This is a genomic window from Candidatus Pelagibacter sp. PS_44 (genome assembly GCF_059417735.1).
The window spans coordinates 708,829-725,851 of sequence record NZ_CM182063.1 but is presented as its reverse complement, the minus strand read 5'-3'; the positions used below and the strand labels follow the sequence as shown (position 1 = coordinate 725,851).

22 protein-coding genes are annotated in these 17,023 nt (G+C 32.0%); 15 read left to right on the top strand and 7 right to left on the bottom strand.

Translation table 11 applies throughout. The features are described 5' to 3' along the window. Positions 1–35 precede the first annotated feature (35 nt). Together AC5SLO_RS04050 and AC5SLO_RS04045 are read right to left on the bottom strand one after the other, a co-directional pair. Positions 36–1,394 carry a glycine cleavage T C-terminal barrel domain-containing protein gene (locus AC5SLO_RS04050; protein ID WP_494572710.1) on the bottom strand — a complete coding sequence of 453 codons (1,359 nt, stop codon included), beginning with the start codon at positions 1,392–1,394 and terminating at the stop codon, positions 36–38. Beyond that, positions 1,387–2,163, bottom strand: a complete 777-nt coding sequence (locus AC5SLO_RS04045; RefSeq protein WP_494572709.1) for a methylenetetrahydrofolate reductase — start codon at positions 2,161–2,163, stop codon at positions 1,387–1,389. Before AC5SLO_RS04045 ends, AC5SLO_RS04050 begins: the two co-directional genes overlap by 8 nt. Before the next feature lie 53 nt (positions 2,164–2,216). On the opposite strand from AC5SLO_RS04045, the gene AC5SLO_RS04040 reads away from it, so the two are divergent. From AC5SLO_RS04040 to AC5SLO_RS04010, 7 genes are read left to right on the top strand one after another with little or no spacing between them, the layout of a single operon-like run. Then, positions 2,217–3,410 (top strand): aromatic ring-hydroxylating oxygenase subunit alpha, encoded by a 1,194-nt coding sequence (locus AC5SLO_RS04040; protein WP_494572708.1) that lies wholly within the window; start codon positions 2,217–2,219, stop codon positions 3,408–3,410. A 1-nt stretch (position 3,411) separates the two neighbouring features. Next, complete coding sequence (locus tag AC5SLO_RS04035) at positions 3,412–3,819, top strand: P-loop nucleotide/nucleoside kinase family protein (protein WP_494572707.1); 408 nt, start codon at positions 3,412–3,414, stop codon at positions 3,817–3,819. Beyond that, positions 3,819–4,193 carry a cytidyltransferase gene (locus AC5SLO_RS04030; RefSeq protein ID WP_494572706.1) on the top strand — a complete coding sequence of 125 codons (375 nt, stop codon included), beginning with the start codon at positions 3,819–3,821 and terminating at the stop codon, positions 4,191–4,193. Before AC5SLO_RS04035 ends, AC5SLO_RS04030 begins: the two co-directional genes overlap by 1 nt. Next, positions 4,177–4,962 carry an enoyl-CoA hydratase gene (locus AC5SLO_RS04025; RefSeq protein ID WP_494572705.1) on the top strand — a complete coding sequence of 262 codons (786 nt, stop codon included), beginning with the start codon at positions 4,177–4,179 and terminating at the stop codon, positions 4,960–4,962. The genes AC5SLO_RS04030 and AC5SLO_RS04025 overlap by 17 nt, the downstream gene beginning before the upstream one ends. Further along, positions 4,962–5,399, top strand: a complete 438-nt coding sequence (locus tag AC5SLO_RS04020; RefSeq protein ID WP_494572704.1) for a CoA-binding protein — start codon at positions 4,962–4,964, stop codon at positions 5,397–5,399. The genes AC5SLO_RS04025 and AC5SLO_RS04020 overlap by 1 nt, the downstream gene beginning before the upstream one ends. After that, entirely contained in the window at positions 5,400–5,819 is a 420-nt protein-coding gene (locus tag AC5SLO_RS04015) for a YeeE/YedE family protein (protein WP_494572703.1), read from the top strand. It abuts the gene before it with no gap. Beyond that, positions 5,816–6,238 carry a DUF6691 family protein gene (locus AC5SLO_RS04010; protein ID WP_494572702.1) on the top strand — a complete coding sequence of 141 codons (423 nt, stop codon included), beginning with the start codon at positions 5,816–5,818 and terminating at the stop codon, positions 6,236–6,238. The genes AC5SLO_RS04015 and AC5SLO_RS04010 overlap by 4 nt, the downstream gene beginning before the upstream one ends. Here AC5SLO_RS04010 and AC5SLO_RS04005 read toward each other — a convergent pair. Further along, on the bottom strand, positions 6,196–6,393 hold the full coding sequence (locus tag AC5SLO_RS04005) for a DUF4170 domain-containing protein (RefSeq protein WP_494572701.1): 198 nt from the start codon (positions 6,391–6,393) through the stop codon (positions 6,196–6,198). The two genes, AC5SLO_RS04010 and AC5SLO_RS04005, sit on opposite strands and share 43 nt — an antisense overlap. Positions 6,394–6,429: 36 nt before the next feature. Between AC5SLO_RS04005 and AC5SLO_RS04000 the strand changes: the two genes are divergently transcribed. The 6 genes from AC5SLO_RS04000 to AC5SLO_RS03975 are packed head-to-tail and all read left to right on the top strand — an operon-like array spanning position 6,430 to position 13,281. After that, positions 6,430–6,999, top strand: coding sequence for an NAD(P)H-dependent oxidoreductase (locus AC5SLO_RS04000; protein WP_494572700.1), 570 nt, complete (start codon positions 6,430–6,432; stop codon positions 6,997–6,999). Further along, a complete protein-coding gene (locus tag AC5SLO_RS03995) occupies positions 6,944–7,444 on the top strand; it encodes a hypothetical protein (protein ID WP_494572699.1) in 501 nt (166 codons plus the stop codon). The genes AC5SLO_RS04000 and AC5SLO_RS03995 overlap by 56 nt, the downstream gene beginning before the upstream one ends. A 59-nt stretch (positions 7,445–7,503) precedes the next feature. Beyond that, positions 7,504–9,936: a GcvT family protein gene (locus AC5SLO_RS03990; protein WP_494572698.1), complete on the top strand. Its 2,433-nt coding sequence runs from the start codon at positions 7,504–7,506 to the stop codon at positions 9,934–9,936. Further along, on the top strand, positions 9,936–10,685 hold the full coding sequence (locus AC5SLO_RS03985; protein WP_494572697.1) for an electron transfer flavoprotein subunit beta/FixA family protein: 750 nt from the start codon (positions 9,936–9,938) through the stop codon (positions 10,683–10,685). The genes AC5SLO_RS03990 and AC5SLO_RS03985 overlap by 1 nt, the downstream gene beginning before the upstream one ends. Continuing rightward, positions 10,685–11,638, top strand: a complete 954-nt coding sequence (locus AC5SLO_RS03980; RefSeq protein ID WP_494572696.1) for an electron transfer flavoprotein subunit alpha/FixB family protein — start codon at positions 10,685–10,687, stop codon at positions 11,636–11,638. The genes AC5SLO_RS03985 and AC5SLO_RS03980 overlap by 1 nt, the downstream gene beginning before the upstream one ends. Before the next feature lie 23 nt (positions 11,639–11,661). Continuing rightward, positions 11,662–13,281, top strand: a complete 1,620-nt coding sequence (locus tag AC5SLO_RS03975) for an electron transfer flavoprotein-ubiquinone oxidoreductase (protein ID WP_494572695.1) — start codon at positions 11,662–11,664, stop codon at positions 13,279–13,281. On the opposite strand, the gene AC5SLO_RS03970 is transcribed toward AC5SLO_RS03975, so the two are convergent. Continuing rightward, positions 13,282–13,497 (bottom strand): hypothetical protein, encoded by a 216-nt coding sequence (locus AC5SLO_RS03970; RefSeq protein WP_494572694.1) that lies wholly within the window; start codon positions 13,495–13,497, stop codon positions 13,282–13,284. Positions 13,498–13,600: 103 nt separating this feature from the next. Here AC5SLO_RS03970 and AC5SLO_RS03965 point away from each other — a divergent pair, with 103 nt between their 5' ends. After that, positions 13,601–14,572, top strand: coding sequence for a DeoR family transcriptional regulator (locus AC5SLO_RS03965; RefSeq protein WP_494572693.1), 972 nt, complete (start codon positions 13,601–13,603; stop codon positions 14,570–14,572). A gap of 3 nt (positions 14,573–14,575) precedes the next feature. Here AC5SLO_RS03965 and AC5SLO_RS03960 read toward each other — a convergent pair whose 3' ends face one another. From AC5SLO_RS03960 to hisI, 3 genes are all read right to left on the bottom strand, one after another. Continuing rightward, positions 14,576–15,424 (bottom strand): bile acid:sodium symporter family protein, encoded by an 849-nt coding sequence (locus tag AC5SLO_RS03960; protein WP_494572692.1) that lies wholly within the window; start codon positions 15,422–15,424, stop codon positions 14,576–14,578. A 61-nt stretch (positions 15,425–15,485) separates the two neighbouring features. Continuing rightward, positions 15,486–15,860 (bottom strand): DUF2237 domain-containing protein, encoded by a 375-nt coding sequence (locus AC5SLO_RS03955; RefSeq protein WP_271516878.1) that lies wholly within the window; start codon positions 15,858–15,860, stop codon positions 15,486–15,488. After that, positions 15,861–16,328: a phosphoribosyl-AMP cyclohydrolase gene (gene hisI / locus AC5SLO_RS03950; protein ID WP_271516876.1), complete on the bottom strand. Its 468-nt coding sequence runs from the start codon at positions 16,326–16,328 to the stop codon at positions 15,861–15,863. It abuts the gene before it with no gap. A 77-nt stretch (positions 16,329–16,405) separates the two neighbouring features. Between hisI and folE the strand changes: the two genes are divergently transcribed. Then, on the top strand, positions 16,406–17,014 hold the full coding sequence (folE, locus tag AC5SLO_RS03945; RefSeq protein ID WP_271516874.1) for a GTP cyclohydrolase I FolE: 609 nt from the start codon (positions 16,406–16,408) through the stop codon (positions 17,012–17,014). Positions 17,015–17,023 lie beyond the last annotated feature (9 nt).

The window sequence follows — 17,023 nt, the reverse complement described above, 5'->3', positions numbered from 1 at the left end:
AGTGGGGGAGAATAAGTCTCCCCCAAATAATTAATTTAACCTTTAACGACTTCTCTAGTGTTTGCGTTATAAGATTCTGTAAATGGAATATCCACTACCACAGCATCAACTGGTGTTCCTGGTGCGTCAGAATATTTAGCAGGTAAATGAACTTTGTACTTAGTTCCAACTTTACCCTTAGGGAAACCATTAGCATTTAATGTTCCATCAAATGGCACATATCCCATTGCTATATTTTGACCTTTTTCAGGGTGATACCAAGGAGATGTGATAAATCCTACAGGATCTCCACCGCTTTCAGGTGACACTAACCAAAAGTCAGGAGCATATTCTTCAATTGGTTTTCCACCCAACTCAAGACCTACTAACTGAAGTTTGTAAGGTTTTTTACCAGCCTTAAGTTCTGCACCCATTTTCTCTAAAGCAGCTTTTCCAACATAGTCAGCTTTTTTATTCCACTCACCTTTACCTGAAAGTGACACTTGATAACCAAGGTTACACTGGTAAGGGTTATGTTGTTGATCCATATCTTGTCCCCAAGAAAGAATTCCAGCTTGAATTCTTCTGTGGTGAGCAGGAGCGATAACCATCAGGCTATGTTTTTTACCTGCAGCAAGAACAGCATTCCACATATCGTCAGCATATTTAGTGGCATCTCTTAAATAAATTTCATATCCAGCTTCACCTGAGAAACCAGATTGTGAAATTACACAACTTCTGCCACCAATTTTTGCTTCAGCTAAACCATAGAAAGGCATATTGTCAAAATCAACTTGATCTCCACAAAGGTCTTTCATTAAAGCTTTTGATTTAGGTCCTTGAATTTGTACCGGACAAACATCAATCTCATCAATAGTACAATTAAACCTTCCATCAGCATTGACACCTTGAAGATACATTCCAATATCAGAGTCTGATAATGAGAACCAAAATTCATCTTTAGAAATTCTAAGAAGAATAGGATCATTTAAAACACCACCATAAGCATTACATAAAATTACATATCTTGCTCTCATGGGTGAGATTTTAGTTGCATCTCTAGTTATAACGTAGTCAGTAAACTTTTCTGCATCTGGACCTTTAACTCTAATTTGTCTTTCAACAGCAACGTTCCACATTGTAACGTGATTTTTAATTGCTTCATATTCAACCATCGCTCCACCATCTTCAGGTTTTACATAACCTCTTGGGTGATAAATACGATTGTATACAGTTGCTCTCCAACAACCAGCTTGCATAGATAAATGCCAGTATGGAGATTTTCTTACTCTTGTTGAAATTAACATCTCAACTTTTGTAGGACCACTTTGTCTTAAGTTATATGGTACTTCACGATCTGATTGATCAACTGAAGTTACATGTTTTAGTTTAGTATAGTCAAATTCATTAGACATAACCATTCTCCTTCAACCACTTGTTAGTTTCCTTCAAGCCGCCGAATGTATAAATGTGGAAGTTACCTGTAAACTCTTTCACTTTCCCAATTAAATCATTAGGGTCTTTAGGTTTCAATAAATCTAATGCCTTACTAAAATTAGATCTAAGAAAATTTATGGAATTTTTCGCCCCAACTATATTAGCAAACTTAATTAAGCTGGATATTTTCATTGGCCCAGTAATTCCCACATGCACTGGTACTGACTGCTTAGAAATGAAATCTACAATGGGTTGACTATCTAGTAACCATTGAGTCACTATATAATCGGCGTAAGGTTTTTTATCCATCATAGCTTTTTCTAATTCTTTATCAGAAATATCAGGACTACCTTCCGGATGCCCTGCTATTCCTATTTTAATTCCTTCAAAAAATCCTGTTTCTAAAATTTGTATTGAACTATCAAATTTTCCAATTGGATCTCTACTACCACCTATTACTAAAGCTTGTTTTGTACCAACATCTTTACATCTTGTGATAAAATCTTTTAACTGCTGCTCATCTAAAATTGATCTTGCTGGAAAATGGGGAACTGGATTGAAACCTTTTTTAACTAAATCACCAGATTTTGCTGCGGTTTCTTTATAGTCTCCACCTGGTAGCATAGTCACATAAACATCTTTAACTGGTGGCAATGTTTCAAGATCAGTGTGAGGTCCAACCTCAAGAGAAAAATTCATTTTTTTTTGATCTTTATCTTTTTTGTAAAAGCTGTCAAAGAAATTCATCTTGTGGACAAAGATATTTGTTGCCAAAATAAATCTCAGTGATAATTTTTTTTATGTCCAAAAATACCAAATATTTTAAACTTTCAGAGATTTTAGATTTGGACAAAATCAGGGTTGTTGGAAACCCTATTGAAACAGCTCATGGCTTACCCAACGAGTGCTATATAAGTAAGGACTATTTATCATTTGAGAGAGAGGCTATTTTCATGAATAAATGGTCAGTAATTGGAGTGGCAAGCTCAGTACCCAATTCAGGAGATGCTCAACCCTATAGTTTGTTAGGCATTCCTCTTATTATTCTTAGAGATAAGGAAAAAAAAATAAGAGTATTTCATAATGTTTGTAGCCATAGAGGATTTAAGCTTATAGATGAGCCTTGTTCATTAAAAAATGTATTGAGATGCCCCTATCACTCATGGGCTTATGATTTTGATGGAAAATTAGTTGCAACACCTCATATTGGAGGTCTGGACATTCATGAAATAGAGAATTTTGACAAATCTTCTAGTAATTTAAAAGAAGTTAGAACTGAAGTATGGATGGATATAATTTTTGTTAATATAAATAATAATGAGCTAGAGTTTGAGGAATATATAAAGCCTCTTGAAGAAAGATGGTCAAAATTTATATCTAAAGAAGACCAAAATTTGATTAAATATTCGAAAGATCATGGGTATTTTAATCTTGATGTTAAATGTAATTGGAAATTCGCTATAGAAAACTACTGTGAAAGTTACCACTTGCCCTGGATACATCCAGAACTCAACAAAGTTTCAAATATAACTGATCATTACCACATACAAGGTCTACCCAATAGATTTGCTGGGCAAGGAACAAATAAATATGATCAACCGGTTAAAGGTGAAAAAAGTTTTAATAATTTTCCAAATTGGCCAGAAGATTTAAAAAAAAAAGCTGAATACATCGCTCTATTTCCTAATGTTATGATTGGTTTGCATATTGATCATTTTTATATTTTTTGGTTGGAGCCAAAATCTATTAGTGAAACAAGAGAGCACTTATTTATGTATTATATAGGTGATGAAAGTGCAAATGGAAGCAAATTAGCTGAAATGAGAAAAAAAAATTCTGAATTTTGGAAAGAAGTAATGAAAGAAGATATAAAAGCTATTGAAGGTATGCAAGAAGGAAGAAATTCTCCTACTTATAATGGTGGAAATTTTTCTCCAATAATGGATAATCCAACCCATCAATTTCATAAATGGGTAGCAGAAAATTTAATATAAAATGAAAATAATTTTAATAATGGGTCTACCGGGCTCAGGCAAGACAACTTTAGCAAATGAAATAGCACCAATGTTAAATGCTAAAAGATTGAATGCGGATGAGGTTAGAAAAGAAGCTAATGATTGGGATTTTTCAGAAGAAGGAAGAATAAGACAATCAAAGCGAATGGCAGATTTTGCAAAAAAATTGAAAGATGAGGGAAATTATGTTGTGGCAGATTTTGTTTGCCCAACTCCTGAGGCTAGAAACTTATTTCCAGCTGATTATATTATTTGGGTAAACACAATAAAAGAAGGACGTTTTGACGATACTAACAAAATGTTTGTAAAGCCTGAAAAATTTGATTGTCAGGTCACAACTCAAGATGCTAAATACTGGGCACCAATAATATTAAAGGAGATAAAATAGTGACTTACAAATGGGACAATAAAAAACCAACTGCACAAATGTTAGGAAGGTGGCAACCATTTCATGATGGTCATTATGCTTTATTTCAGGAAATTATTAAAAAAACTGGACAAGTTTGTATTCAAATTAGAGACGTTCAAGGAGTTGATGATAACCCATTTGATTTTGACACAGTGAAAAAGAATATTGAAGAAAGATTAAACCCAGAGTTTGAAGGTAGATTTAAGGTGATATTAGTGCCAAATATTACAAACATTTGTTACGGTAGAGGAGTTGGTTATAAAATTGAAGAAATAGTTTTGTCAGAGGAAATTCAACAAATATCGGCAACTAAAATTAGAGCTAAAATGAGAGAAGATGGCAAACTTAAGTAACATTAAAGTAAAATTTTCAAATAAAGATATTGCCTCAATCATCATTAATGAACCAAAAACATATAACGCACTTTCATTTAAAAATTTAAACGACCTAATCAAAGTTTTTAAAAGGTTAGATAATAATAACGATGTTAAAGTAATTATTATTGAAGGTGCTGGCAAAGGTTTTAGCGCAGGTCATAACTTAAAAGAAGTGAGTGGATTAAAAAAAAGAGAAAAGTATCAAAAACTTTTTAATCTTTGCTCAAAATTAATGCTTCAAATAGTTGAAGGAAAAAAACCAGTTATTGCAAAAGTTCATGGCGCAGCATTTGCAGCAGGTTGTCAGTTGGTTGCAAGCTGTGATCTTGCTTACAGTACTAATGATGCAATTTTTGCAACACCAGGAGTAAATATTGGTTTATTTTGTAGTACACCTATGGTTGCAGTTAGTAGAAAAGTTAATAGAAAAAAAATGATGCAAATGTTATTAACTGGTGAACCTATTAAAGCAAATTATGCAAAAGAAATTGGACTAATTAATAATCATTTTGCTAAAGCAAAATTAAATAATGAAGTATTAAAAATTGCAAAAACTATTGCTTCAAAATCAAGCCTTACAATTAAAATTGGAAAACAAACTTTTTATAATCAATTAGAAATGCCATTAAGAAAAGCTTATGCATATACGAGTAAAATGATGACTAAAAATATGATGGCAATGGATGCAAAAGAAGGGATCTCAGCATTTTTGCAAAAAAGAAAACCCAAGTGGAAACATAAGTAGTGAAAGACAAAATTAAAGAAATTCTTTCAAACTATAAAACTATAGCAATGGTGGGTGTCAGCAAAGATGAAAAGAAACCATCAACCATAGTGATGAAGTATATGCAAAAATATGGTTTTAAAGTTATTCCTGTTAACCCAAAAGCAAAAGATGAAAAAATTTTAGGGGAACAAGTTTATGGAAAACTTGAAGATATAAAAATACCTATAGAAATTGTTAATGTGTTTAGACCCTCAAAGGAAGCAATTAATTTTGCAAGAGATGCTGTGAAAATTGATGCAAAAGTTTTATGGTTACAATTGGGTATAAGATGTGAAGAAGCAAAAACTCTTGTTGAAAACAATCAAATCCAATATATTGAAAATCGTTGTACAAAAATGGAATACCAAAAAATTTTTCTAAATATTAATCCAGCATTTCCAGTGTTACAAAATTAAGTGAATATAATTAATTTTACTCCAATTTCTGCATTTCTGGGAGGATCTTTAATTGGTTTAGCAGTTATTATTTTTTTTGTATTTAATGGCCGATTAATTGGAATAAGTGGTATCGCTAGTAATTTTTTAACCTCCAAAGATAATAGGTTTGATAATCTTTTATTTTTAATTGGATTAATTATTGGACCTATTGTTTATAAAATATTTAGTCAGGAAGAGATTAATATTTCAATTTCAAACTCATTTTATTTGTTAGCATTTGCAGGTTTATTGGTTGGAGCTGGTACAAGAATAGGTGGTGGCTGCACTAGTGGACATGGCATCAGTGGCATTGGAAGATTTTCTTTAAGATCAATTGTAGCAACAGTAACGTTTATGATTGTTGGAATTTTAACAGTTTTAGTAAAAAATTTAATATGAATAAAATTATATCTTTAATTTGTGGAATGATATTTGGAATAGGTCTTACTGTTTCACAGATGATAAATCCTGAAAAAGTTTTAGGATTTTTAAATATTTTTGGAGACTGGGACCCATCATTAGCGTTTGTTATGATTGGAGCTTTAGTAATATCCTCACCTTTTTTTCATTTATTTAAGAATAATAAGAAACCAATTTTTGCTGAGAAATTTTCTTATTCAAATAATAAAGAGTTAAATAAAAAATTAATTATAGGTTCATCACTTTTTGGTGCGGGCTGGGGATTAGTAGGCTTATGTCCAGGACCTGCAATAGCATCATTAGCTCTACTAAACTTAAATTCTGTAAGTTTTGTAATCTTTATGTTTGCTGGGTTTTATTTGGTTAAATTATTAGATTTAACTACCCAAGCACGATGATAAAAATCATCTATATTTTTTTGAATTAAACTCTTGGCAAAATTATTTGCTTGGGTTTCTTCGAAGGGTCCAAATCTTTTCTCTGTTTCTTTAATGATTGTTTCAATTTTATTTGGGTCTTTATGGATACCAACAATAACGTAAAAATTTTTCATAGATTTTAAATTTTTCTGGTCTATACCATCTAAATTATGAAAAGAATATTTCTTTTATATGGTCATTACAATGAAAAGTCTTTTAATGCGGCTATTAGAGATACATTTATAGAAACTGCTGAAGCAAATGGTAATACAGTCGATTGTGTAGATTTGTACAAAGAAAAATTTAATCCAGTTTTTGCAGGTGAACAAGCAGGAGAGGATGTATTAGATCACAGAAGACGTATTGAAAAATGTGATACTATTGTTTTAATTGCTCCTATTTGGAATTTTAGAATGCCAGCTATTGTAGAAGGTTGGATAGATAAAGTTTTGTCACCACCATGGGCTTTCACATTTAAAAAATTAGTTGGAAATTACGGTTATCCAATGGGAAACTTAAAAGATAAAAAGGCTATAATCTTTTGTACTTATGGGTCTCCAAGATTAGCTATTACAACATTTTTTTTAAACCTGCCTATTAGAAGGTTAAAAAGAGGTGTGTTTCATATGTGTGGCATTTATAATATTGTATACAGAAGATATTTTGCAGTACCGTTTGTAACTGATGAAAAACGAAAAAAATTTCTTGAAGACGTTAAAAAGACGGCAAATAATATATAAGACCTTATTAATTTACTTTCTAAGTTTTACAATTTTACAAGCAGACTTAATAAAGCCCAATAGCAATATTGAGCCATACCAGGTTGTAGAAATTCAGTTAAAAAGTTTACAAAAAAACAATTCTCCGACTATAGATAATGGTATTGAACAAACATGGGAGTTTGCCCATCCTAGTAATAGAAAAAGCACAGGACCTTTGGATAGATTTAAGACCATGCTGAAAGGCAAATCATATAAAATATTATTAGATCATTTAGATCATGAAATTGTTCAAGAAAACCTTACCAATACAGTAGCTTTGTATGAAGTTAGTGTTCTTGGAAAAGACAAATCCTACTACAAATTTAAATGGCAGGTTGAAAAATATAAAAAAGATGGTCCCTTTAAAGACTGCTGGTTGACTACAATGGTGTCCGCTCCAATGCCCTTAGGATCTTCAATTTAATTTAGAGAGTAAACGAATTTTGTTTCGTTCGTAATGAAAATTTAGTAGGAATCGTTTTAATGAAATCTAAAGCTAAAGTTGTTGTAGTTGGTGGCGGCGTAGTAGGAGTTAGCGCCCTTTATCACCTTGCAAAAAAAGGTTGGTCGGATGTTGTTTTAATTGAGAGAAAAGAATTAACTTCTGGTTCCACTTGGCATGCTGCAGGATTACTACCTTTGTTTAATATGAGTTATTCAGTTGGTCAACTTCACAAATATGCTGTTAATCTTTATAAAAAATTAGAGGAAGAAACTGGAAAAAATGTAGGTTTTAGTGTTGTATCAAATATTCGTTTAGCAAGTACTAAAGATAGAATGGATGAGTATCATCAGTATGCAGGTGTTGCCCAAACAATTGGTGTTGACGTAAAATTTTTAACGCCCGATCAGGTAAAAGAAATTTGGCCTTTGTGTAATACAGAAGATTTAATTGGTGCAATCCAACACCCAGAAGATGGTTATATTCAGCCCGCTGACTTAACACAAGCAATGGCAACGGGGGCTAGAAATTTAGGTGCAGAAATTTATAGAAATACAGCTGTAGTTGGAATGAAACAAACTAAAGATGGCTGGATTGTTGAAACAGATAAAGGTGCAATAGAGTGTGAGCATGTAATTTCTTGCTCTGGAAATTTTGCAAGACAAACTGGAAAAATGGTTGGTTTAGATATTCCAGTAATACCAGTTGAACATCAATATATCGTAACAGAGCCTCATCCAGATATTGTAAAAAGAAAAAAAGATGGTTTACCTGAAATGGGAGTTTTAAGAGATAGTGATAGTAGATGGTATATGAGAGAGGAAGCAGGTGGATTAATATTAGGCCCATATGAAGATGGAGCACCGGCATGCTATGTAGATGGTCCATCAAAAGATTCTGAATATGAATTATTTCAAGAAGACTTAGATAGATTAGCACCACATATTGAAGGAGCTATTCACCGAGTACCTGCTTTTGGAGAAGTAGGAGTTAAGAAAGTTTATAATGGTGCAATTTGTTATACACCTGATGGAAACCCGATTGTTGGACCCGCATGGGGATTAAAGAATTTTTGGATTAACGAAGGACATAGTTTTGGAATAACGGCAGCAGGTGGAGCTGGATGGCAACTTGCAGAATGGATAGTTGATGGTGAACCAACAATAGATATGCTTGGTGTCGAACCAAGAAGGTTTGGTGATTATGTTTCAAAATCATATTTAAAAGAAAAAAATGAAGAAGCATACAATCATGTATTTAAAGTTCATTATCCTGACGAAGAAAGAGAGGCTGCTAGGGAATTAAGAACATCACCTTGTTATGATAGAATGAAAGCCCTTGGTGCAGTTTTTGGTCAAAAATTTGGATGGGAGAGACCTAATTTCTTTGCAGTTGATGGAATGGAACAAAAAGATGACTGGTCTTTTAGAAGATCTAAATGGTTTAAGGCGATAGAAAAAGAATGTAAAAATGTAAAAGAAAATGTTGGTCTTCTGGATATGACGGCATTTGCGAAATGTAGAATTAAAGGATCTGGTGCTGAAGAGTTTTTAGATTATTTAGTTGCAAACAAACTCCCAAAAAAAATTGGCAGAATTGGGCTGTGTCATGCTCTTAATACTAAGGGTGGAGTGCATTCTGAATTTACAATCATGAAAGAGGCAGAGGGAAGTTATTATTTAGTTTCTGCGGGAGCAAATCAAAGATTAGACCATGACTGGATTCAAAAATGGATGCCAACCGATGGTAGTGTTCAATTTGAAAACTTAACAAATAGTATTGGTGTTCTAGTTGTCTCTGGTCCTAAAGCTAGAGAGTTAATGACTAGAGTATCAAGAGATGATTTTTCAAATGAAAACTTTAAATGGTTAAGTGCAAAAACTGTTGATGTTGGAAATGCAGAGGTTAATGCTATGAGAGTAAACTTTGTAGGGGAACTAGGTTGGGAACTTCATCACCCAATTGAATACCAAAATCATATTTTCGATAAATTAATGGAAGCTGGAAAAGATTTAGGTCTTAAGCCTTACGGAATTAGAGCAATGAATAGTTTAAGACTTGAAAAATCTTATAAACTTGTTGGTACAGAATTATCAATCGAATACTCACCTTATGAATCTGGGTTAGATAGATTTATTCACCCAAATAAAGGAAAATTTATTGGATTAGAGGCTTTGAATAAATGGAGAGAAAAAGGATTTTCAAATCAATTGGTTACCTTAGAAGTTCACAACATAGAAGATGCAGATGTTTTAGGAAATAATCCAATTTATGATAATGGAAAAGTAATTGGACGTGCAACTGGTGGAGATTTTGGTTTTAGACTAGGTAAATCAATAGCATTAGGAATGGTTAAGCCAGAGATTGCGACACCAGGGCAAAAATTGAAAATTGATATTCTTGGTAAAATGTATGATTGTACAATTTTAGAGGAAAGTCCTTATGACCCAGAAAACAATTTACTAAGAGCATAATGAAAATATTAGTCGCCGTAAAAAGAGTTATTGATTACAACGTCCAAATAAGAGTTAAGGAGGATGGCACTGGTGTCGTCACAGACAACGTTAAAATGTCAACAAATCCACCTGATGATAATGCAATAGAAGAAGCTGTAAAAATTAAAGAAGCTGGAAAAGCCACGGAAATAGTAGCAGTAACTATTGGAGAAGAAAAGGCACAAGAAACAGTTCGCAAAGCATTAGCAGTTGGTGCAGACAGAGGAATTCATGTTAAAATAGATGGAATTGTTGAGCCTTTAGCTGTCGCTAAAATATTGCAAAAAATTGTAGATAAAGAAAAACCAGATTTAGTGTTTATGGGAAAACAAGCAATTGATGATGATTGTAATCAAACTGGGCAAATGCTTAGTGCATTATTAAACTGGCCTCAGGCAACTTTTGCATCAAAGATAGACATTAAAGATAATAAATTAGAAATCATAAGAGAAATTGATGAAGGTTTGGAGACAATTGAAGTTAATGTTCCAGCAGTGGTTACTTGTGATTTAAGATTAAATGAACCTCGATATGCTTCATTACCAAATATTATGAAAGCTAAAAAAAAACCAATCGATGAACTATCAGCAGCAGATTTAGGTGTTGATGCAGCACCAAGATTTCAACAAATTAAAGTTGAAGAGCCACCAAAAAGAAAAGCTGGAATAAAAGTGTCAAGTGTAGCTGAATTAGTACAAAAACTTAAAAATGAAGCGAAGGTTATATAATGTCTATTTTATTAATTGCTGAACATAATAATAAAGAATTAAGACCATTTACTCTTAATGCAATTACTGCAGCATCACAAATTGATAGTGATGTTCATGCATTATTAATAGGAAATAATTGCTCTGAAGTTGCAAAATCTTTATCAGAAATACCTTTGGTTAAAAAAGTAATACAAGCTGAAGCTTCTCATTATGAAAATTTTTTGCCTGAAAATTTTGCACCATTAGTTGTTAAGGCTTCTGAAAGTTATTCACATGTAGTTAGCTCTGCAAATACATTTGGTAAAAATTTAATGCCAAGAATAGCAGCGTTGCTAGATACTTCACAAGTAAGCGATATAATAAAAGTGATTTCTCCAGATACATTTATAAGACCTATTTATGCAGGCAATGCATTTGCAACTGTTAAAAGCAATGATACAAAAAAATGCATAACTATAAGACCAACCTCATTTGAACCATGTGAAACGTCAGGAGGATCTGCAACAGTTGAAAAAATGGATGCTGCAGATGAAGTTACTGTATCAAAATTTATTAAAAGAGAAGAAGTTAAATCAGACAGACCAGAGCTTGGAACTGCAAGAGTTGTGATTTCAGGTGGAAGAGGTATGCAAAGTGGAGATAATTTTAAATTGATTACAGATATAGCTGATAAATTAAATGCAGCAATAGGAGCCTCACGTGCAGCAGTGGATGCTGGGTATATAAGCAATGAACATCAAGTTGGTCAAACAGGTAAAGTTGTTGTACCAGATTTATATATTGCGGTTGGAATCTCTGGCGCAATTCAACATTTGGCTGGCATGAAAGAAAGTAAAATTATTGTTGCAATAAATAAAGATGGGGAAGCACCTATTTTTAGTGTTGCAGATTACGGTTTAGAAGCTGACTTGTTTGAAGCTCTTCCACAATTTCTAGAAGAATTGAATAAATTAAACACTATACAAAAATAGCAAATAATATAAAAAAATACCATATGCCTAGAGAAGCAATGGAATATGATGTGGTGATTGTTGGAGGTGGTCCCTCAGGATTATCAACTGCAATTAAATTAAAACAAATAAATCCAGAATTAAATGTTTGTCTATTAGAAAAAGCATCTGAGATCGGTGCTCATATTTTAAGTGGTAATGTTTTTGAAACCAGGGCCTTAGAGGAGTTATTGCCAAATTGGAAAGAACTAAATTCACCTATTAAAACCAAGGTTTCTAAGGAAAAATTTTTATTTTTAGGAAAATCCAAATCAATAAGTTGGCCTACTTGGTTGTTACCATCGGTTCAACAAAATCATAACAATTACATAATTAGTTTAGCTAATTTATGTAGATGGTTAGCAGAACAAGCGGAAGGTTTAGGAGTTGAAATATTTCCAGGCTTTCCAGCAAGTGAAATTTTATATAATGAAGATGGATCAGTCAAAGGAGTTGCAACTCAAGATATGGGAGTTGATAAAGAAGGAAACAAAAAAGATAGTTTTGAACCTGGCATAGAACTTTTAGGAAAAGTTACTGTTTTTGCTGAAGGATGTAGAGGACATCTTGGAAAACAATTAATTGAAAAATTTAATTTATCTGAAGGTAAAGACCCTCAACAATATGGAATTGGATTTAAAGAAATTTGGGAAATAACTGAAAAAAATCATCAAGAGGGAATGGTCATGCATACTGCGGGTTGGCCACTAGATAACAATACTTATGGTGGAAGCTTTATGTATCATGCAGAAAATAAACAAGTTTTTTTAGGTTATGTAATTGGTCTTGATTATAAAAACCCATATCTTTCCCCGTTTGATGAATTTCAAAGATTTAAAACTCATCCTGCAATTAAAAAAATAATTGAAGGTGGAAAACGTATTTCTTATGGTGCTCGTGCTTTAATTGAGGGTGGACTACAAAGTTTACCAAAAATGTTTATGCCAGGAGCTTTGCTTATTGGTTGTGATGCGGGAACTTTAAATATGCCAAAAATTAAAGGGTCACATACGGCAATGAAGAGTGGAATGATTGCAGCTGAAACTATCAATGAGCATTTAAAAGAAAATAAAGGTTTATCCATATATGAAGATAAGTTCAAAAAAAGCTGGGTCTATCAAGAATTACATGCGGCTCGTAATGTTAAACCAAGTTTTAGCTGGGGCTTAATTCTTGGAATAATATTCACTGGAATCGATCAAATATTGTTTAGAGGAAAATTACCTTTTACCTTAAAGCATAAACATGCTGACCACGAAACATTAAAGCCAGCAAATGAAATGCCAAAAATTGATTATCCAAAACCAGACAATGTAATTACTTTTGACAAAACAAGTTCTGTTTATTTAACAGGAACTAATCATGCTGACAATCAACCAGTGCACTTACAATTAAAAGATCCTAATTTACCAATAAATTATACTTTAGAAAAATTTGATGAACCTGCACAACGATATTGTCCAGCAGGTGTTTATGAAGTTCAAAATGAAAATGGGATAAATAAATTTGTGATAAATTCACAAAATTGTATTCATTGTAAAACCTGTGATATCAAAGAGCCTTCCCAAAATATTACTTGGGTGACGCCTGAAGGAAGTGGTGGTCCAAAGTATGGAAATATGTAATTAGAAAGATAAAATTAACCCAACAACAAAAACTAAACTAAGTCCAAGTCCGGCTAACACTAAGTTAGTTCTTGTTTCTTTTTCTTGAACTTTTCTTGCTCTATTTAAAAGTACATTTATATCAACTCGCTTCGATGAAACTTCCTCATTTTGAATAGGGGTCGTAAAATAAGGAAGTTCACTTTCCCCAGAGCTAATTTTTTTTTCAGAACTCATGACTTTAATAAATCATAGTTGGTAAATCTAAACAATTTTGCACTTGTTCATTTTGGGTTGACTTTAGAGTTAATTATGTTCATTTTGGGTTAAAATATAATTTATGTCTAAATTTTTACCTGAACTATCAAAACAAATTCATAGTGAGGTCATACGAGAAGTAATAGAAAAAAACTATGCTTCGATTATTCCTGTTTGGGCACCATTACAATTAACATGGGTTAATAGTGTTTATAGGACTTTTCATGATTATGAAAAATATATGATCGTCATGTATTTATTGAAGACCACATTTGAAACTCACGCCAAAAATCTTACGACGTTAAGTTATGTTGAGTATTTTAATCAATTTGAGTTTGAAATAGAAAAAATTAATGTAATGGAAATATCTAAATCCCTAAATATAGCAAAAGAAACAACTAGAAGAAAAATTAATGAATTAGAAAAAATGGGTGTAATAAAAAAAATAAATAAAAAGATTATAATTGACAGAAATACTTGGCCAAATATTAAACCTAATGATACGATAGAAAGAATAACAAGATTTTTATCCACTCTTTCAAAAATATGTGTTGCTGAAAAGAAAATATCTGAACCGTTCAGCAATGAAATTTTAACAAAAATATGTAAGGAATATTTTTCATTTGTTTGGATACTTTATTATGAAATGCAATTCCCTATGTTATTAGGTTCTAAAAAAGTTTTTGGTGACTTGGAAAGTTTTCATGTTAATGGCGTTTGTATAATCAATCAAGCTTTACACTCAAAAAAACATGATAATAGTGAAATGAGTAAAGAATTTTACTTAGAAAAGTATATGTGGGGTGACCAAAGAAGTGAAACAGGTGTTAACGCAATGTCTATTTCAGATATAACAGGGATACCAAGAGCTACAGTTATTAGAAAATTAAATAAACTACTAAAAGAAAAATTTTTAAAAGTTGATAACAAAAAACATTATAGTTCAACTGGTCATCATGCACAAAAATTATTAGAGGTACATAAAATAACCTTAGATCATTTATCTAAATTTACTGCACGTGTTTATAATTTATGCTTAACGAAAAATGATTAAATTTTAGCTGCTCTTTTTTACAATATAGACAAAAAACAAAGAAGTTGCCATCATCACTAATGCGTAAGCTGCTGTAGGTACGATATAAACCATCTCATCAAATAATTGGGTTGAAACAAATACAGCCAATGTTCCATTTTGTAAACCACACTCTAGAGATATACATCTTTGTTGCGCAACACCTGATGTAAAAAATTTTGCAACACAAAAACCTACAATCATCATTACAATATTAAGTATTAATGCAATCAAACCAGCCTGCTTTATAAAGCTTGCAATATTATCCCATTCTTCAATATAGATCGCGATAAATACCAAGACAAATAAAGCTATTGAAATTCTCTGAATTAATAAAACATTATTTAAAATTAAATTCTCAGCAAAATGACGAATAATCATTCCTATTAAAACTGGGATAGTAACAACAAAAAACATTTTTAAGGAAATACCAACCATAGAAAATTCTTTTGTAATATAATTGATATTTAATAAATCAATTGAAAGAAAAATAATAAAAGGAAAAGATATAATACTAACTAAGCTAATAATTGCTGTTAGCGTTATTGATAAAGCGACGTCTCCATCTGCAAATTTAGTGAGTACATTTGATGTTACACCCCCAGGAGCAGCTGCAATTATCATTACTCCCAATGCAAGCTCAAGCGGAGTGTTTAATAATTTAATAAGAGCGAATGCAATAATTGGAAGAACAAGCATCTGACAAATTAAACCAACTAAAAAATCTTTTGGAAACTTAACTACTCTTGTAAAATCCTTAATTGTTAGACTCATTCCAAGTCCCAACATTATTATAGCTAAACCTAACGGAGCAATTTTTGTGACAATTTCCATCTTTAAAACTTATTAGTTCAAAATGGGTTTAGCAAGTAAATGATTATAAATTTAAAATTTATTAAGATAAATCAATAGCATTCTTCTTTAAAGCTTCCATAGAAACAAGCTTTAAAGTTTTTTCATGTGTTCTTTTTAAATATACAGGACAACTTTTTCCAGCATCAACAGCTCTTGCATACCAACTGGCACAAACACACCAACCATCTCCATCTTTAAGTCCTGGAAAACCAAATTCAGGATGTGGTGTTATTAAATCATTACCAGCTTCTTTGCACCATTCTAAAAATTCAGTTGTAACTTTTGCACAAACAGTATGAACACCATGATCATTTTCATCAGTATTGCAGCAACCATCTCTATACCATCCTGTTAATGGGCTGTTAGAACATTCCTCTAGATCTTCACCTAGAACATTTTTTTGTTTGTCAGCCATTTAAATTTTTGTAGGGTTAGGTTGACCTTTATAGACAATCTCAGGGTCAAAAGATTTTTCTTTTTCTTCAAACTTCATCTCAATTTCTCTACCATTGTCGATCGGACCTAGTGGAATTGATCTATAAAAACATGATCTATAACCAACATGACAACTAGCACCATCACCAATATCAACTGTAATCCAAACTGAGTCTTGATCATCATCAATTCTGATTTCTGTTATTTTTTGGGTATACCCACTAGTTTTGCCTTTGTGCCAAATTTGCTGTCTTGATCTACTAAAATAATGAGCTTCTTTTGTTTCTATAGTCTTCTTTAAAGCTTCAACATTCATATATCCATGCATTAAGATATCTCTAGTTTTTGAACACATTGTAATAACTGGTATTAATCCATCATTATCGAACTTGGGAGATAGATATTTGCCTTCTTCAATTTCCAGGATATTTTCTCTTTTTTTAAACATAATTAGGTTATTATGTAGCATATTGCTCAATATATTAAATATTTTAAAAACAATGATTTACTGTATAAACTTGCGTTGTGAAATTAGTTGAAGACATAAATAATAAAGTTTTAGATACCAAGAAAGTTTCTGATAAGGAAGCTGAAGAAGCTTTTAAAACTATTTTAACTTGGATGGGTGAAGATCCTTCTAGAGAAGGTTTACTTGAAACACCCAAAAGAGTTGTTAAAGCATTTAAAGAATATTTTGGTGGATATGCCGAGGATGCAAATAAGATATTAGAAAAAACCTTTGGTGATGTTGAGGGTTATGACGACATGGTTGTTGAAAAAAATATTTCAGTAACTAGTCACTGTGAACATCATATGGCACCAATAGTTGGAACAGCACATGTTGCCTATATTCCAAATGAAAGAGTTGTAGGATTAAGTAAACTTGCAAGAGTTGTAGAAGTCTTTTCAAAAAGATTGCAAACTCAAGAGAGACTTACAATGCAAGTTGCACAAGCTTTAATGACTTCATTAGATGCAAAAGGAGTTGCAGTAACAATTGACGCTGCACATCAATGTATGACAATGAGGGGTATTAAAAAAGAAAATGCAACAACTGTTACAAATTATTTTTTAGGGGAATTTAAAAAAGATTTAAGTATTCAAAATAGATATCTAAGATTTATTAGTAAGTAACTTTCCCAA

What these genes read in the sequence shown, in the direction of transcription:
- AC5SLO_RS03970 (WP_494572694.1), bottom strand. Translation starts at nt 13,497, where the DNA reads ATGAGTTCTGAAAAAAAAATTAGCTCTGGGGAAAGTGAACTTCCTTAT.
- AC5SLO_RS04035 (WP_494572707.1), top strand. Translation starts at nt 3,412, where the DNA reads ATGAAAATAATTTTAATAATGGGTCTACCGGGCTCAGGCAAGACAACT.
- AC5SLO_RS04050 (WP_494572710.1), bottom strand. Translation starts at nt 1,394, where the DNA reads ATGTCTAATGAATTTGACTATACTAAACTAAAACATGTAACTTCAGTT.
- AC5SLO_RS03975 (WP_494572695.1), top strand. Translation starts at nt 11,662, where the DNA reads ATGCCTAGAGAAGCAATGGAATATGATGTGGTGATTGTTGGAGGTGGT.
- AC5SLO_RS03980 (WP_494572696.1), top strand. Translation starts at nt 10,685, where the DNA reads ATGTCTATTTTATTAATTGCTGAACATAATAATAAAGAATTAAGACCA.
- AC5SLO_RS03955 (WP_271516878.1), bottom strand. Translation starts at nt 15,860, where the DNA reads ATGGCTGACAAACAAAAAAATGTTCTAGGTGAAGATCTAGAGGAATGT.
- hisI (WP_271516876.1), bottom strand. Translation starts at nt 16,328, where the DNA reads ATGTTTAAAAAAAGAGAAAATATCCTGGAAATTGAAGAAGGCAAATAT.
- AC5SLO_RS04010 (WP_494572702.1), top strand. Translation starts at nt 5,816, where the DNA reads ATGAATAAAATTATATCTTTAATTTGTGGAATGATATTTGGAATAGGT.
- AC5SLO_RS04000 (WP_494572700.1), top strand. Translation starts at nt 6,430, where the DNA reads ATGAAAAGAATATTTCTTTTATATGGTCATTACAATGAAAAGTCTTTT.
- AC5SLO_RS04040 (WP_494572708.1), top strand. Translation starts at nt 2,217, where the DNA reads ATGTCCAAAAATACCAAATATTTTAAACTTTCAGAGATTTTAGATTTG.
- AC5SLO_RS04025 (WP_494572705.1), top strand. Translation starts at nt 4,177, where the DNA reads ATGGCAAACTTAAGTAACATTAAAGTAAAATTTTCAAATAAAGATATT.
- AC5SLO_RS04005 (WP_494572701.1), bottom strand. Translation starts at nt 6,393, where the DNA reads ATGAAAAATTTTTACGTTATTGTTGGTATCCATAAAGACCCAAATAAA.
- AC5SLO_RS04045 (WP_494572709.1), bottom strand. Translation starts at nt 2,163, where the DNA reads ATGAATTTCTTTGACAGCTTTTACAAAAAAGATAAAGATCAAAAAAAA.
- AC5SLO_RS03965 (WP_494572693.1), top strand. Translation starts at nt 13,601, where the DNA reads ATGTCTAAATTTTTACCTGAACTATCAAAACAAATTCATAGTGAGGTC.
- AC5SLO_RS03960 (WP_494572692.1), bottom strand. Translation starts at nt 15,424, where the DNA reads ATGGAAATTGTCACAAAAATTGCTCCGTTAGGTTTAGCTATAATAATG.
- AC5SLO_RS03985 (WP_494572697.1), top strand. Translation starts at nt 9,936, where the DNA reads ATGAAAATATTAGTCGCCGTAAAAAGAGTTATTGATTACAACGTCCAA.
- AC5SLO_RS03990 (WP_494572698.1), top strand. Translation starts at nt 7,504, where the DNA reads ATGAAATCTAAAGCTAAAGTTGTTGTAGTTGGTGGCGGCGTAGTAGGA.
- AC5SLO_RS03995 (WP_494572699.1), top strand. Translation starts at nt 6,944, where the DNA reads ATGAAAAACGAAAAAAATTTCTTGAAGACGTTAAAAAGACGGCAAATA.